The sequence below is a fragment of the Brevundimonas sp. AJA228-03 genome (assembly GCF_017795885.1).
GTDB lineage: Bacteria > Pseudomonadota > Alphaproteobacteria > Caulobacterales > Caulobacteraceae > Brevundimonas.
Window position 1 is genome coordinate 207,774 of the sequence record NZ_CP059297.1, and the last position, 14,545, is coordinate 222,318.

Consider the following 14,545-nt stretch of genomic DNA (forward strand, 5'->3'; position numbering starts at 1 on the left):
GCCGGCCTATCGCGGATCGCGCGCGGCGGCGGGCGAGCCGAACGGGTTCGACGGGCCGCCGTCGATCGGCACCTGGCTGGACGGGCGGTTGACGGTCGCGGGATCCGGGAGGTCAGGCGCGCGGGCGTCGCGCTGGGCGCGTTCGGTCTCGCGCGGGGCGGGCGTTTCCAGGTCCGCGATTCGACCACATCCGGCGGCAGCGAGGGCGGTGAGGGCCAGCGTGCCCGCGAGGATCAGCTTTTTCATGCGAGACGCGCCTTCCATTCGACGATGCGCGCGCGGACCTGTTCCGGCGCGGTGCCCCCGAAACTCTGGCGGCTGGCGCAGGAAGCCTCAGGGGTCAGCACCTTGTAAACCTCTTCGGTGATGGCGGGATGCAGGGCCTGCAGTTCTTTCAGCGGCAGTTGCGCCAGACCCACGCCCAGAGCCTCCGCCCGCTTCACTGCCGCGCCCGTCACATGGTGCGCCTGGCGGAACGGCAGGTCGGCCTCGCGCACCAGCCAGTCGGCCAGGTCGGTGGCGGTCGAAAAGCCCCAGCCCGCTGACTCGGCCATCCGGACGGTGTTCGGCCGGAACGCCGTCACCATCGCCGTCATGGCCGTCAGGGCCAGGTCCAGCGCGTCCATAGCCTCGAACACCGGCGGCTTGTCCTCCTGCATGTCCTTGGAATAGGCCAGCGGCAGGCCCTTCATCACGGTCGACAGGGCGACGAACGATCCCAGGATGCGGCCGGTCTTGGCCCGCACCAGTTCGGCGGCGTCGGGGTTGCGCTTCTGCGGCATGATCGAGGAGCCGGTCGTCAGGTCGTCGGGCAGGGACGCAAAGCCGAACATCGGCGTCATCCAGACCACGATCTCCTCGGCGAACCGCGACAGGTGGCCCGCCGTGATCGAGGCGGCCGCCAGCGTCTCCAGCGCGAAATCCCGGTCGGACACGGCGTCGAGCGAATTGCCCATCGGCCGGTCGAATCCCAGGGCCTGCGCCGTCGCGTGGCGGTCGATGGGGAAGGGCGAGCCGGCCAGGGCCGCGGCCCCCAGCGGGCTCTCATTCATCCGGGCGCGGGCGTCGGCGAACCGGCCTGCGTCGCGTCCGAACATCTCGACATAGGCCATCAGGTGATGACCCAGGGTCACCGGCTGGGCGGTCTGCAGATGGGTGAAGCCGGGCATCAGGTCGCCGGCGTGCTGTTCGGCCCGGGCCAGCAGGGCCTGCTGCAGCGCGATCAGCTGCGCAATGGTGCGGTCACAGGCATCGCGGACCCACAGGCGGAAATCCAGCGCCACCTGGTCGTTCCGGCTGCGAGCCGTATGCAGCCGCCCCGACGGCTCGCCGATCAGCTCGGACAGCCGGGCCTCCACGTTCAGATGGATGTCCTCGTATTCGTCGCGGAAGGGGAAGGTTCCGGCCTCGATCTCGGCCTGGATGGTGTCGAGACCGGACAGGATGGCTGCGCCATCGCCGGCCGTGACGATCCCCCGGGCGATCAGCATGCGGCAATGCGCCCGCGATCCTGCCAGGTCCTGTGCCCAAAGGCGCCTGTCCACGCCGATCGAGACGTTGATCGCCTGCATGATGTCGGCGGGCTTGGCGGAAAAGCGTCCACCCCATAGGGTCTGGCCGGATTGCGGCGTGGCCGTCTCGCCCGCATCGGGCGTCGGCGCAGGGGACTGAGGCATGGGCGGCTCGTTGAAGGTCGTTTTGATCGCGGGTGCGATCGCGGGCGTCCTCGCGGGCGGGACGATCGGCACCCTATATGCGATGAAGGCCGGTCCGTTCAAAGCGTCCGCGCCTGTCGTGGCCGAAAAGAGCGAACTGTCCCGGTTCGCGACCGGTCCGTTGACCGCGCTGGAGACCCCCGCCGCCTTGGATGTCGCCCCCGACTATGTGTTCAAGACCCGCGACGACACCGACACCCGTTTCGCCGACTTCCGGGGCAAGGTGGTGCTGGTCAATCTGTGGGCCATGTGGTGCGCGCCGTGCCGCACCGAGATGCCGACCCTGGCGACCCTGGCCTCGGCCTATCCAGACGGCGATCTGGTCGTCCTGCCGATCAATGTCGACGTCGGGGCGGATGCCCTGGCCGATGCGAAGAGCTTCATCGACGTCCACGACCCCCTGCCCTTCTACAGCGACCCGAAATTCCAGCTGCCGTTCGAGTTTCCGGGCAAGGGCAAGATGCCCCAGACGATCCTGCTGGACCGTCAGGGGCGCATCCGCGCGGCCTTCGCGGGCGAAGCGGACTGGTCGAGCCCGGAAGCGCGGGCCCTGATCGACACGGTGCTGGCGGAGCGCTGACGCCGGCCGTCGTCTTAGTCCGGCGTGGCGTTGCCCTGGGTGTCCGAGGCGGTCTCGGCCTTCTGCGCATCGGCCTTTCGGGCCAGGGAGTCGGTGGCCTCGTCGACCTCCTGAGCGGCTTCGGAGGCACCGGCGGCGATGGCCGACCCGACCTGGGACGCCTCTTCCTTCAGGGCCGATCCCGCCTTCCCGGCCGTGACCTCGGCCTTGTCACCGGCCGCGTCGGCCCGGGCTTCGGTCTGTTCCTGTTCGGCGGGCGAGCAGGCGACCATTCCCAGACAAGCGATGGCCAGGGCGATCGAAAGAGAGGCAGGGCGCTTGATCATGAGTGTCCTCGAAAAGGGATGAACCTTCGCCGTGAACGCTGGTCCGATCGATCGGTTGCGAAAAAGCGTCTCTGGACCGCATCGGATCGGCACCGCCGACCTCCATCCATGATGGCGAATATGCGACCGGTTATCACACGGGAAGCCGGACCTGGGTCATGGACTTACCGCACGCTCCATTTTGCGACATTATTGTCATGGGCACCGGGTGCCCATCGGATGGGCGACGACAGAGGAGGCACGGTTCATGACGCACCCGTTTCGTACCGAGTGGCTTCTGCTTGTCCAGTCCAGCATCGCATGGGCGATGCTCGCGGTTCAGGCAGCCGGTGCCCGGCAGCATCGCAGGGCCGGGGCCGGACCGGTCGAGCCCGGTCCGGACGCGCCGATCCGTTTGCGGGCGACCGTAACCATCGACATCGATGCGGCGGATCAGTCCGAAGCTGATCGCCAGACCGCAGCCGTTCAGCAGCAATTCCAGGCACTCCGGCGCCGCTTCCCGCACACGATTCTGAACGTCCGGCGGCGAAAACCCAGGGTATCGCGTCGCCCGGCCACCCCGACGATCGTCGTGATGCCATATGCTGACGACTGAGGCTGCCGGACGTCGTCGCAACACGCTTCTGGCCAGCCTGGTGTTGATACGTCGGGAAGCTCCGGGCATCACGGTGTCCGAGATTCTGGCCTTTCTCTATGTGGCGGAAAATCCCGGCGTCCGGGTCAAGGAACTCGCTGCCCTGATGCAGACGACCGCCGCGACCGCGTCACGCGCCTCGCGAGCGCTCCTGGGGGCCGAGGACCCCGGCGTTCTGCCGCCCGCCCGCGGATGGCTGTTCATGGCCGCAAACAGTCGCGAAGCGGTGTCCCGGCATCTGTATCTGACGGAGTCCGGGCTGGCCCTGTCCTCCCGTCTAGACACTCTGATCGCAAGCGCCCGGCCGATCCGGATCGATCGAACACCGTCCGGCGCATAGGCCCGGCCGGCGAAGCCCGTCTCGAGCGTCAGTATCGTACGGTTGGTGGCTGGAGGCGGGATCGAACCGCCGACCTGTGGGTTATGAATCCACCGCTCTAACCATCTGAGCTACCCAGCCTCTGGCCCGTGGGGCAGAGCACGGGCGGCCGGGGCCGCGCGCGAGAGGCGTGCGTATATCGTTCAGGCCCGCACGGTTCAAGTCGCCATTCCGTGCGCACCTCGCGCGACAGCGAGACGCGGCAGGGCAGGTGGTCGGAACGCTGGAGTTCGCGCGCCGTTCGGGGCAAAGATGACCATCCTGACTGGCCCGGAGATCGCCATGCGCCCGCTGCTGCTCGCCGTCTCGACGTCCATCCTCGTGCTCGCCGCCGCCTGTCAGGCCAGCGGCCAGTCCCAGCCCCCGGCCGCCGGTGCCCCGGTGGAGACACGGCCCGCCAACGGTGCGAACCAGACCCCGGCTTTCGAGGGCCAGACGCGCGCGCCGGGCGTGCGCACCGAACAGGCCCTGACGACCACGGTGATGGCCTCCGGCCTGTCCCATCCCTGGGGCCTGGCCCTGCTGCCGGACGGCCGCTGGCTGGTCACCGAGCGGCCGGGCCGCCTGCGGATCATCACCGCCGGGGGCGAGGTCGGCGCGCCGATCTCCGGCCTGCCCGCCGTCGATGCGCGCGGCCAGGGCGGCCTGCTGGACGTCGTCCTGTCGCCGTCGTTCGCGACCGACCGGACCATCTTCTGGAGCTATGCAGAGCCGCGCGAGGGGGGCAATGCGACCTCGGTCGCGCGCGGGCGGCTGTCCGATGACGGCACCTCGGTGGGCGATGTCCGCGTCATCTTCCGGGCCCTGCCCACCTATGACGGCGACAAGCATTTCGGATCCTCCCTGGCCTTCGATCCGGCCGGCCACCTGTTCGTCACCCTGGGCGAGCGGTCGGACAGGCCGATGCGGCCCCAGGCCCAGGACCTCGGCTCGCACATGGGCAAGGTCATCCGCATCAACGCCGACGGCTCGGTGCCGGCCGACAATCCCTTCGTGAACACGGCGGGGGCGCGGCCCGAGATCTGGTCCCTGGGTCACCGCAACGTCCAGGGCGTGGCCGTCCAGCCCGGCAACGGCCACGTCTGGACCATCGAACACGGCACCCGTGGCGGCGATGAGCTGAACCGGCCCGAGGCGGGCGGGAACTATGGCTGGCCCATCATCGCCTATGGGATCGAATATGCGGGCGGCCCCATCAACGACGGCATCACGGCGCGCGAGGGCCTGGAGCAGCCGGTCTATTACTGGGATCCCGTCATAGCCCCGGGGGGTCAGACCTTCTATTCCGGGGCGATGTTCCGCGGGTGGGACGGCAATCTGCTGATCGCGGGCCTGGGCGGCAAGGCGATCACCCGTCTGGTGCTCGACGGCGACCGGGTGGTGGGCGAGGAGCGGCTGATCGCCGACTTTGGCAAGCGTATCCGCGACCTGGCCGTGGCGGCGGACGGTGCCGTCTGGGCCATCACCGACGAGGACAACGGCCAGCTGATCCGGATCTCGGCCCGCTAATTCCGGCACGACCGGAACTGACGTCACTATCCAGCCGACGCGCCCCGGCGATCGGAAGACGTCAGAGTCACTTTTTTCGACACCCGCACTCTGACCGACCCTCTCGTCGAACGCCGATTCAAGATGTGGTTTCTGTGGACGGAGTGATTCGCACATCTTGCGTCCCTTAACGGCTCGTTTACGATTAGTTGTGGCTGAGGGGACCCGAGGGGGGCTTCAGGCGCCACATATTGAATCGCTCGACCCGGAGGGTGTCATGACCGCAGGCTGGACCGAAGATCGCGTCGGCGCACTGAAGAAGCTGTGGCTGGAAGGCCAGTCGGCCTCCCAGATCGCCAAGCAGCTGGGCGGCGGCGTCACCCGCAACGCCGTGATCGGCAAGGTGCACCGCCTGGGCCTGTCGGGTCGCGCGACGCCGTCCCAGCCCGCCCGCACCGCGACCTTCCGCCCGGCCCGCACCCGGACCACGCCGCCCGCACAACCCTCGGCGCCCCGACGCCTTGAGGCGGGCCGGACCGAGGCCGCCCAGCCCGCCGCCGCCCGGCCCGCCGTGGCCGCGCCCAGCCTGCCTGCCGTCGCCGAGATGCCCGGCACCGCCACGGTGATGACCCTGGGGGCGCACATGTGCAAATGGCCGATCGGCGATCCGTCCTCGACCGAGTTCAGCTTCTGCGGCCGTCGCGCCTCGGAGGGCGTCTATTGCCAGGAACACGCCCGCGTCGCCTATCAGCCGCAGATGAAGCGCGGCGGCAAGGACGAGCTGGCCCGCAGCCTGCGGCGTTACATCTAGGCGAAGGGCGCTACCGTTCGCGACGCGGTCGCTCGCTGCTTGAGCGCGGGTCGCGGGCCTGTCGCGCGCGACGCGGTCGTTCGCGGCGTGGGCGCAACCCGTCGATCGTCATCCCCGCGAAGGCGGGGACGGGGCTGCGGTTATCCGGGTTGACGCAGCCCCACACCTCTTTCTCAAGAAGGGGGCCAACGCTCGGCTCGCGGAGCCTCGCTGCTTGAGCCCTCAAGCCCGTACACGATCAGCCCGCTTCAGTTCAGCACCCGGCCGCCCGGCACGTCGAGGCTGAAGGCGGGGATGGTGGCCTCGAACTCGCGGCCCGTCGCGTCGGTCATCACATAGGCCCCCTCCATCGTTCCCGACGGCGTCGGCAGGGGGCAACCCGAGGCGTAGGAATAGCTGTCGCCCGGGCCGATCAGCGGCTGTTCGCCCACCACGCCGGGTCCGCGCACGGTTTCCACATGGCCGGTCGCATCGGTGATGATCCAGCGCCGGGCCATCAACTGGACGGCCTGCGATCCCCGGTTCTCGATCTCCACCTGATAGGCCCAGACCCAGCGTCCCTCGTCGGGATCGGACTGGCCGGCCAGATAGCTGGGCCGGACCCGAACGATCACGCCATCGGTTTCGGCTTCATAGGGTCGGGCGTCGTGCATGATGCATCGTCGCCCGGCGCGCCGCTCGATTCAAGCACGCTCAAGCGGCAAGCGACCGCGCCGCAGGCGTCAGCGGGCCCGGCCGGAGGTGCGTCCGGCACCATCCCTGTGTATGGCGTTCAGCATGACCTTCGAATCTTCCGTCCCCGGCATCCTGCCCTGCCAGTCCATCGAGGCCCTGATCGCCACGGGCGCGATCACCTCGGCGACCCCGTTCGACGCCGATCAGGTCCAGCCCGCCAGTCTGGACCTGCGGCTGTCCGGGCGCGCCTGGCGGGTTCGGGCCTCCTTCCTGCCGGGACAGCGGCTGGTCGCCGACCGGATCGCTGACGTGTCGATGCATTCGATCGATCTGTCGGGCGGCTATGTGCTGGAAAAGGGCTGCGTCTATATCGTCCTTCTGCAGGAGAGGCTCAGCCTGCCCGGGGGTCTGATCGCCCGCGCCAATCCGAAGTCCTCGACCGGCCGGGTCGATGTCTTCGTGCGGCTGCTGACCGATCGCGGCGGGTCGTTCGACGATGTGAACGAGGGCTATGAGGGGCCGCTGTATCTCGAGATCGCGCCCCAGACCTTCTCCATCCTGGTCCGCCCCGGCACGCGGCTGAACCAGCTCCGCCTCAAGACCGGCGAGCCGCCGAAGCTGGAAACCCGCAGCGTCGGCGTCGATCTGCAGGGCGGCGACATCGTCGGCTTCCGGGGCCGTCGCCATGCGGGCGTCGTCGATCTGGACCGGATCGACGGCCACGATCCGAAGGACTTCTGGGAGCCCCTGACCCTGCGCCGGGGCGAACTGCTGCTCGATCCGGGTGAGTTCTACATCCTGGCGTCCAACGAAGCCGTCGAGATCCCGGTCACGCAGGCGGCCGAGATGACGCCGATCGACCCCAGCGTGGGCGAGTTCCGGGTCCACTACGCCGGCTTCTTCGACCCCGGCTTCGGCACCGATGAGGCGCACGGGGCAGGCTCGAAAGGCGTGCTGGAGGTCCGCACCCACGACATGCCCTTCCTGCTCGAACACGGCCAGATCGTCGCCCGTCTGGTCTACGAACCCCTGACCGAGCGGCCGACGCGGCTGTATGGCGAGGGCGGCAGCCACTATCAGCGTCAGGGGCTGAAGCTGTCGAAGCATTTCAGGGCGTGGGGATGAAGGGGGGCAGTAGGCAGTAGGCAGTAGGCGGTGGAAGGATCGCCTGGGCCGCAGCCAACCAGACCCTAATCCCTATTCCCTAATCCCTACTGCCTAATCCCTACTGCCTACTGCCTACTGCCTCCCCTTCACACCAGCTTGTCCGCCTTCCTAAGGTCCGGGAACAGCCTGGCCCACACTCCCGTCGCGGTCAGGGCCCCGACCCCGCCGAACACGGCCGCACCGATCGGCCCCAGGAACCGCACCATCACACCGGAATAGGCCTCGCCCAGTTCGTTTGACGCGCCGATGAACAGCATGGACACCGACGACACCCGCCCGCGCATGTGGTCGGGCGTCGACAGCTGGATCAGGGTCTGGCGGATGTTGACGCTGATCATGTCGGCCGCGCCGCCGATGAACAGGGCGGCCGCGCTGAGCCAGACGATCTTCGACAGGCCGAACACCACGGTACACAGGCCGAACACGGCCACGGAGGCGAACATCATCAGGCCGCCCTTGCCCGGAAGGGGATAGCGGGCCAGCACCAGCGCCATCAGAAAGGCCCCGGCCCCGAACGAGGCCCGCAGCAGGCCGAACCCCTCGGGGCCGACATGCAGGATGTCGCGCGCGAAGATGGGGGTCAGCAGGGCGACGCCGGCGAACAGGACCACGATCAGGTCCAGCGAGATCGCACCCAGCACAATCCTGGTGTCCCAGACATATTTCAGTCCGTCCACCACCGCCTGCCAGCGGCCGCCCCCGGTCTCGATCACCTCGGGTCTGCCGCTGGTGCGGATCAACAGGAAACAGCAGAGGCCAAGCAGAAACAGGGCCAGGGCGGTGCCATAGGCCAGGGGGACCGACACGCCGACGATGACTCCACCCAGAGCGGGACCCGCGATGGCCCCGGTCTGGAAGGCGATGGACTGGGCCGCGATGGCGCGCGGCAGGGCGGCCCGGCCGACGACCATGGGCAGGAAGGCCTGGCTGGCCGGGGCCAGAAACGCCCGCGAGGCCCCGAACCCGACCGCCACCAGCAACAGCCCCCACAGCGGTGGGCTGCCGTGGATCGCCATGGCCAGGAAGGACAGGGCGCAGACCCCTTCGGCGACGATGGCCAGGATCACCGTGCCCTTGCGGTCGCGCCGGTCCGCCATCTCGCCCGCCGGCAGGGTCAGGGCCAGCAGCGGGATGAACTGGGCCAGACCGACGAGGCCCAGATACAGGCTGGCCTCGGCGATCGGATGGTCCCGGCGTGCGATCTCATAGACCTGCCACAGCAGGGCGGAGGACTGGATCTGGATGGCCAGGACGGCGGCGATCCGCCCCAGCCAGATCAGCCGGAAATCGTTGATCGCCCACGGATTGGTGTCGTGGGCCCCGGGTGCGTCGGTCACTTCACGCGTCCGGACGGAGTTTCATAGGGCGTTCCATCCTTGTGTCGATAGGCCGTGTCGCCGTCTCCCGCGATCATCAGATCGATATCGGGATAGTCGACCGCATCCTGTTCGGGGTTCCGGCCGCCCACCTCAAGGATCACGGCGGGTTCGGCGGAGCGATTGACCAGCTGATGCCCGTTGGCCACGCCCTTTGGAAAGCCCGCGCAATCGCCCGCCTTCAGGACGACCTCGCCCTCGTTCTCGATCAGCACGACCTCGCCCGACACGACCCAGACGAACTCGTCTTCGGCCGTGTGCCAATGTCGCTGGGACGACCAGCAGCCCGGGGCCAGAACCAGCCGGTTGACGCCGAACTGGGTCAGGCCGACGGCATTGCCCAGCCGTCGGCGTCGGCGATCCCGGCACGGCGCGTCGAAAGGCGGCGGATAGGCGGTCCCGTTGCGTTCGGGGGCTGCGTCGATGTCGATCCTGGGCATGCACTTCTCGTGGCGGCGAAGTCCCCCTAAAGCATGACCGCATGAGCGGCGCATCAACTCCTGTGATCGATCCTGTCGAACTGACGCAGCGTCTGATCCGGCGGCCGTCGGTGACGCCGGTCGATGCGGGCGCGATGGACACGCTGGAGCGGGTGCTGACCGATCTGGGCTTCACCTGCCGGCGCATGGCGTTCGAAGGTTCGACCGGGGCCGCGACCGATGCCCGGATCGAGAACCTGTATGCCCGCCGGGGCACGGCCTCGCCCAACCTCTGTTTCGCCGGTCACACGGACGTCGTCCCGACGGGCGAGGCGACGGCCTGGTCGTCCGGCCCGTTCGAGGCCGAGGTCAGGGACGGCCTGCTCTACGGCCGGGGCGCGGTGGACATGAAAGGGGGCATTGCCGCCTGGGTCGCGGCGGTGTCCCAGATCCTGGCCGCCAGGGCTGAAGAGGGGGGCGACCCGGCCGGGTCCCTGTCCTTCCTGATCACGGGCGACGAGGAAGGCCCGGCGCTTCACGGGACCAAGAAGGTCGTCGAGGCGCTGATGGCCGAGGGCGAGGTCATCGACGCCTGCGTGGTCGGCGAGCCGTCCTCGCAGATGCAGCTGGGCGACATGATCAAGATCGGACGGCGCGGCTCGCTGAACAGCTGGATCACGGTGCACGGGAAGCAGGGCCACGTCGCCTACCCCGCCCGCGCGGCCAATCCGGCCCCGGTGCTGGTCCGGCTTCTGGCGGCGCTGGACGCGCACGTCCTCGATGAGGGTTACGAGGCCTTCCAGCCGTCGAACCTCGAGATCACCACCATCGACATCGGCAATCCGGCGACGAATGTCATTCCGGCCGAAGCGAAGGCCCGGCTGAACATCCGCTTCAACCCCGCCCAGACCGGCGACGGCCTGATCGCCTGGCTGAACCGGGAGGCGGGGCGGGTCCAGGCCGAAACAGGGCTTCAGATCACCCTGGAGCATATGTGTTCGGGCGAGGCCTTCCTGACGCCGCATGGCCCGTTCGTGACGGCGGTACAGGACGCGGTCGAGGCCTCGACCGGCCTCCGGCCCGAGGCCTCGACGACGGGCGGAACGTCCGACGCGCGCTTCATCCGGGCGATGTGCCCGGTACTGGAGCTGGGACTGGTCGGCCAGACCATGCACCAGATCGACGAGCGGGTGCCGGTCGCCGAGCTGGTGGCCCTGACGGCCGCCTATCGCCGGGTCATCGAGACCGTGTTCGAGCGCGCCTGACGCCTCATTCCTCAGGGCCGCTCAAGGAACCGCAGCGCGCTGAGGACATGGGCGCGGACCCCGACCGGCAGGACGGCCTCGTTGACGTCGAACTGGGGCGAGTGATTGGGCGCGGCGGTGGCCGGGTCGACGCCATCCGGCGTGGCCCCGAGGTGATAGAAGACCCCTGGCACCTCGCCCTGGAAATACGAGAAATCCTCGGCCACCGTCGTGGGCGGCGAGGCCGGATTGACCTTGCCCTCGCCCGCCGCCTCGGTCAGCACCGGGGCCAGCCAGGCCGACAGGGCCTCGTCGTTGAACACCAGGGCCGCGTTCTGGCGCACCGAGAAATCGGCCGTTGCGCCATAGGCTTCGGCGATGTGATCGACCGCTGCCTCGGCGCGGGCGACCAGGGCGTCCCTCTGGGCGATATTGAAGGTGCGCAGCGTGCCCGCCATCGTCGCCTCCTCGGGGATGATGTTGTAGCGGACGCCCGCGTCGATCGTGGCGATGGTGAAGACGGTCGGGGTGGTGGTCGGGTCGATGGTCCGGGCCGTCAGGGTGTTGATGGTCTGGATCACATTCGCCGTGACCGCGATCACGTCGACGCCACGCCACGGCCAGGCCCCGTGCGTCTGGCGGCCGTGCAGGACGATATCGACCCGGTCCGAGGCCGCCATGAAGCCCTGCGGCCGATAGAAGATCGTCCCCGGCACGCCCGGCACGACGTGCAGGCCGAAGATCGCCTCGACTTTCGGATCCGCCAGCGCACCCGCCTCGATCATCAGCCGCGCCCCACCCAGGGGTTCGCCCGGCGGCACGCCTTCTTCCGCCGGCTGGAACAGGAAGACGACGGTGCCGCTGAACCGGTCCTTCATCCCGCTCAGAACCTCGGCGGCCCCCAGCAGCATGGCGACGTGGGCGTCGTGGCCGCAGGCATGGGCCACCGGCACGGTCGCGCCCTGATAGGTGCCGGTCGCGGTCGAGGCGAACGGCAGGCCCGTCGCCTCCAGCACCGGCAGGGCGTCCATGTCGGCGCGCAGGGCGACGACGCGCTGCGGGCCCGACCCGGTGCCGCGCAGGACCCCGACCACGCCGGTCCGCCCCACGCCTTCGCGCACCTCGATCCCCATGGCGCGCAGGCGCTCGGCGACGAAGGCGGCTGTGCGCGTCTCGGCCAGGCCCAGTTCCGGATGCTGGTGCAGGTCGCGACGCCAGGCGACGACCTCGGCCCTGACCCCCTCGGCCGCCGTGGCGACCTCGGCGGCGCTGACGGGACCGGACTGCGCAAGGACGGGCGGGGCGGCCAGTGTCAGGGCGGCGGCCAGAAGGGTGGGGCGGATCATCGGCGGTCTCCGGAAAGGGCCGGCGGATGATGGGGTCAGGGGTCGCGACGACGCAAGCGCCTTGCATCCCCCCGCCCCGCGACCGATGTAGCGCCCATGGCCATCAAGACCGCAAAGACGAAATGGCGCGACGTCGTCCTGGTCTGCAAGAAGTGCCAGAAGAAGCTGGACGGCGGATTCGGCCCCGACGGCGACAAGACCCTGAAAAAGGCGCTGAAGAAATATCTCCGACCCGGCGACGGCAAGGGCCGCAAGGCCGAACTGGCCGTGATCCAGACCGGCTGTTTCGATATCTGTCCCCGGAATGCCGTCGTGGCCATCAATGCCGCCAACCCCAAGGCCCTGTTGATCGTGCCGGCCGGGGCCGACCTGTTCGAGGTCAAGGCGCGGCTGGGTCTGGATGACGGGCGACGGCTGAAGCCGACGCTGACGGTCGTCGGCGACGACTGACCCGGTCAGGCGGCCGGGCCTCGTTCCATCGAGGCCTTGATGGCGTCGATCCCGGCGTTCATCATGGCGGCGATGCGATCCTTGGGACCGTCCGGCAGGAAGTCCACGACCCAGATGAAGCGGCACCGGTCCTCGCCCTCGGGCACGACGGTGTTGGACGCGCTGTGGTGTTCAAAGGTGTCGGCCAGGATGCTGTAGACGATCCGGCGGTGCTCATCGTCGATGGCAATCAGCCGTTCGCGCAGGACCAGACCGCCGTTGAACGTCACGGTCCGCACATCGCCCTCCACGACCGTATCCAGAATGAAGCCCGGCGCTGTCTTCGTATGCAGGGCACCGAAGTCCCGAAGGGCGTCCCAGACCTTGTCCGCAGAGGCATGAAGGGTTCGTTCGATGTGGAGGGTGGCCATGTCGTCTCTCGAGGTTCCGCCCGGCCGACACTGCACCACGGGACCGTCCCTGTCTCGCGGCTTTCGGACCGGATCGCCAGGGCCGTGACCTTGGGCCGGGTCGGCGCTATGCCGATCCGATGTCACCCAGATCCCCCGCCTTCATGATCCTGTTCATCGTCAGCCTGATCGCTGCGGCAGGGAACATGGGGTTGCAGTCGGTCCTGCCCGCGATCGGGCGGCAGTTTCATCTGTCGGACACCCTGGTCGCCGGGGCCTTCGCCATCTCGGCCCTGATCTGGACCCTGGCCTCGCCATTCTGGGCGCGGCTGTCGGATAGGCTGGGACGCAAGCGGGTCATCGTCATCGGCATGTGCGGGTTCGTGGTGTCGATGACCGGCTTTGGTCTGGCCGCCACCTCCGGCATCGAGGGTTGGCTGGGGCCGATCATCGCCTTTGCCCTTATGGCCACGGCGCGCACCGTCTACGGCGTGTTCGGATCGGCCGCGCCGATCGCGTCCCAGGCCTATGTCGCCGACCGGACCGGACCGGCGGAACGGACCCAGGCGATGTCCCTGCTGGCCTCGGCCCAGGGACTGGGCACGGTGCTGGGACCGGTCCTGTCACCCCTGTTCATCCTGCCGCTGGTCGGACTGGCCGGGCCGATGTACGTCTTCGCCCTGTTCGGCCTGATCGTCCTGGTGATCGTCATGCGGTTCCTGCCCTCCGGAGAGGTGGTCCGCATCCCGTCGCCGAGCGGCCAGCGAAGCGACGTCGGCAAGGGCCTGTGGCGCGATCCGCGGGTGCGCGACTTCCTGCTGTTCGGTCTGCTGGTCACGGGCGCGCAGGCGGTCAATATCTCCGTGCTGGGGTTCCACATCATCGACGAGATGGCGGCGACCGGCCTGGACGCGCGCGCGGCCCAGCCCTTCATCGCCCTGGCCATGTTCGCGGGCGCGACGGCCACCCTCATGGTCCAGTGGGGCCTGATCCCGCTGCTGAAGCTGCGTCCGCCCGAGCTGATGCGCTGGGGCGCGGCCCTGGCCCTGGGTGGCAATCTGCTGAGCATCGCCTCGCCGGGCTATTTCGGGGTCGTGGTGGGCTATGCGGTCGTTTCCATGGGCGTCGGCTTGGCGCGTCCGGGCTTCACCGCAGGATCGTCGCTGGCCGTGGGACCCCACGAGCAGGGCGCGGTGGCAGGGCTGATGATGTCGCTGGCGGGCCTCAGCTTCCTCGTGCCGCCTGTGGCGGGCGTCGCCCTGTACGAATGGCGGGAGTTCGCGCCGTTCGTCGGCAATGCGCTGCTGCTGGCCGGGGCCGTCGCCGTCGCCTGGATCAGCCCCGCCCTGAAGGCCCTGGCCGCGCGCACCGACGACGAGACGCCGGCCCCCGAGATGGCCCCCGCCTCCCAGCCCGGCCCCGAGGGCAACAGCTGACCATGGGGAACCGCCGCCGGTCCCGGTCGCTTGAGCCATGACAACCGCGCTATTGACGACGGGGTGATATCCCGGTCCCGATGCGTATCTTGCGGAGCCTCCTGTGAGCG

Annotated in this window: 17 protein-coding genes and 1 tRNA gene; 9 read left to right on the forward strand and 9 right to left on the reverse strand. The window is 69.0% G+C overall.

All coding sequences use genetic code 11. The features are described from left to right. Window positions 1–6 precede the first annotated feature (6 nt). A complete protein-coding gene (locus HZ989_RS01100; RefSeq protein WP_209321816.1) occupies window positions 7–246 on the reverse strand; it encodes a hypothetical protein in 240 nt (79 codons plus the stop codon). Then, complete coding sequence (gene argH / locus HZ989_RS01105; protein ID WP_245162496.1) at window positions 243–1,571, reverse strand: argininosuccinate lyase; 1,329 nt, start codon at window positions 1,569–1,571, stop codon at window positions 243–245. Before argH ends, HZ989_RS01100 begins: the two co-directional genes overlap by 4 nt. A 103-nt stretch (window positions 1,572–1,674) precedes the next feature. Here argH and HZ989_RS01110 point away from each other — a divergent pair, with 103 nt between their 5' ends. Continuing rightward, on the forward strand, window positions 1,675–2,295 hold the full coding sequence (locus tag HZ989_RS01110) for a TlpA disulfide reductase family protein (RefSeq protein WP_209321818.1): 621 nt from the start codon (window positions 1,675–1,677) through the stop codon (window positions 2,293–2,295). 14 nt (window positions 2,296–2,309) lie between these two features. Here HZ989_RS01110 and HZ989_RS01115 read toward each other — a convergent pair whose 3' ends face one another. Next, a complete protein-coding gene (locus HZ989_RS01115; protein ID WP_209321819.1) occupies window positions 2,310–2,621 on the reverse strand; it encodes a hypothetical protein in 312 nt (103 codons plus the stop codon). 247 nt (window positions 2,622–2,868) lie between these two features. On the opposite strand from HZ989_RS01115, the gene HZ989_RS01120 reads away from it, so the two are divergent. Together HZ989_RS01120 and HZ989_RS01125 are read left to right on the forward strand one after the other, a co-directional pair. After that, complete coding sequence (locus HZ989_RS01120) at window positions 2,869–3,216, forward strand: hypothetical protein (RefSeq protein ID WP_209321820.1); 348 nt, start codon at window positions 2,869–2,871, stop codon at window positions 3,214–3,216. After that, a complete protein-coding gene (locus HZ989_RS01125; protein ID WP_209321821.1) occupies window positions 3,203–3,595 on the forward strand; it encodes a MarR family transcriptional regulator in 393 nt (130 codons plus the stop codon). Before HZ989_RS01120 ends, HZ989_RS01125 begins: the two co-directional genes overlap by 14 nt. 43 nt (window positions 3,596–3,638) lie before the next feature. On the opposite strand, the gene HZ989_RS01130 is transcribed toward HZ989_RS01125, so the two are convergent. After that, window positions 3,639–3,715: transfer RNA gene (locus HZ989_RS01130), tRNA-Met, on the reverse strand. Between the two features lie 201 nt (window positions 3,716–3,916). Between HZ989_RS01130 and HZ989_RS01135 the strand changes: the two genes are divergently transcribed. Next, window positions 3,917–5,143, forward strand: coding sequence for a PQQ-dependent sugar dehydrogenase (locus tag HZ989_RS01135; protein WP_209323007.1), 1,227 nt, complete (start codon window positions 3,917–3,919; stop codon window positions 5,141–5,143). A 256-nt stretch (window positions 5,144–5,399) separates the two neighbouring features. Further along, a complete protein-coding gene (locus HZ989_RS01140) occupies window positions 5,400–5,933 on the forward strand; it encodes a GcrA family cell cycle regulator (protein WP_209321822.1) in 534 nt (177 codons plus the stop codon). Between the two features lie 248 nt (window positions 5,934–6,181). Here the strand turns inward: HZ989_RS01140 and apaG are convergent, their stop codons facing one another. After that, the gene (gene apaG, locus HZ989_RS01145) at window positions 6,182–6,586 is read right to left on the reverse strand and encodes a Co2+/Mg2+ efflux protein ApaG (RefSeq protein ID WP_209321823.1); all 405 of its coding nucleotides are present in this window, start codon (window positions 6,584–6,586) and stop codon (window positions 6,182–6,184) included. A gap of 124 nt (window positions 6,587–6,710) precedes the next feature. Between apaG and HZ989_RS01150 the strand changes: the two genes are divergently transcribed. Beyond that, window positions 6,711–7,733, forward strand: a complete 1,023-nt coding sequence (locus tag HZ989_RS01150; RefSeq protein ID WP_209321824.1) for a 2'-deoxycytidine 5'-triphosphate deaminase — start codon at window positions 6,711–6,713, stop codon at window positions 7,731–7,733. A 128-nt stretch (window positions 7,734–7,861) separates the two neighbouring features. Here the strand turns inward: HZ989_RS01150 and HZ989_RS01155 are convergent, their stop codons facing one another. Continuing rightward, a complete protein-coding gene (locus tag HZ989_RS01155) occupies window positions 7,862–9,112 on the reverse strand; it encodes an MFS transporter (RefSeq protein ID WP_209321825.1) in 1,251 nt (416 codons plus the stop codon). Further along, on the reverse strand, window positions 9,109–9,591 hold the full coding sequence (locus tag HZ989_RS01160) for a cupin domain-containing protein (protein WP_209321826.1): 483 nt from the start codon (window positions 9,589–9,591) through the stop codon (window positions 9,109–9,111). Before HZ989_RS01160 ends, HZ989_RS01155 begins: the two co-directional genes overlap by 4 nt. A 41-nt stretch (window positions 9,592–9,632) precedes the next feature. On the opposite strand from HZ989_RS01160, the gene dapE reads away from it, so the two are divergent. After that, on the forward strand, window positions 9,633–10,835 hold the full coding sequence (dapE, locus tag HZ989_RS01165) for a succinyl-diaminopimelate desuccinylase (RefSeq protein WP_209321827.1): 1,203 nt from the start codon (window positions 9,633–9,635) through the stop codon (window positions 10,833–10,835). Window positions 10,836–10,846: 11 nt separating this feature from the next. Here dapE and HZ989_RS01170 read toward each other — a convergent pair whose 3' ends face one another. Then, window positions 10,847–12,160 (reverse strand): amidohydrolase, encoded by a 1,314-nt coding sequence (locus tag HZ989_RS01170; RefSeq protein WP_209321828.1) that lies wholly within the window; start codon window positions 12,158–12,160, stop codon window positions 10,847–10,849. A gap of 96 nt (window positions 12,161–12,256) precedes the next feature. Between HZ989_RS01170 and HZ989_RS01175 the strand changes: the two genes are divergently transcribed. Further along, on the forward strand, window positions 12,257–12,610 hold the full coding sequence (locus tag HZ989_RS01175; protein ID WP_209321829.1) for a hypothetical protein: 354 nt from the start codon (window positions 12,257–12,259) through the stop codon (window positions 12,608–12,610). Window positions 12,611–12,615: 5 nt separating this feature from the next. On the opposite strand, the gene HZ989_RS01180 is transcribed toward HZ989_RS01175, so the two are convergent. Continuing rightward, on the reverse strand, window positions 12,616–13,020 hold the full coding sequence (locus HZ989_RS01180; protein WP_209321830.1) for an SRPBCC family protein: 405 nt from the start codon (window positions 13,018–13,020) through the stop codon (window positions 12,616–12,618). Between the two features lie 119 nt (window positions 13,021–13,139). Between HZ989_RS01180 and HZ989_RS01185 the strand changes: the two genes are divergently transcribed. Continuing rightward, on the forward strand, window positions 13,140–14,435 hold the full coding sequence (locus HZ989_RS01185) for an MFS transporter (protein WP_209321831.1): 1,296 nt from the start codon (window positions 13,140–13,142) through the stop codon (window positions 14,433–14,435). Window positions 14,436–14,545: the final 110 nt, after the last annotated feature.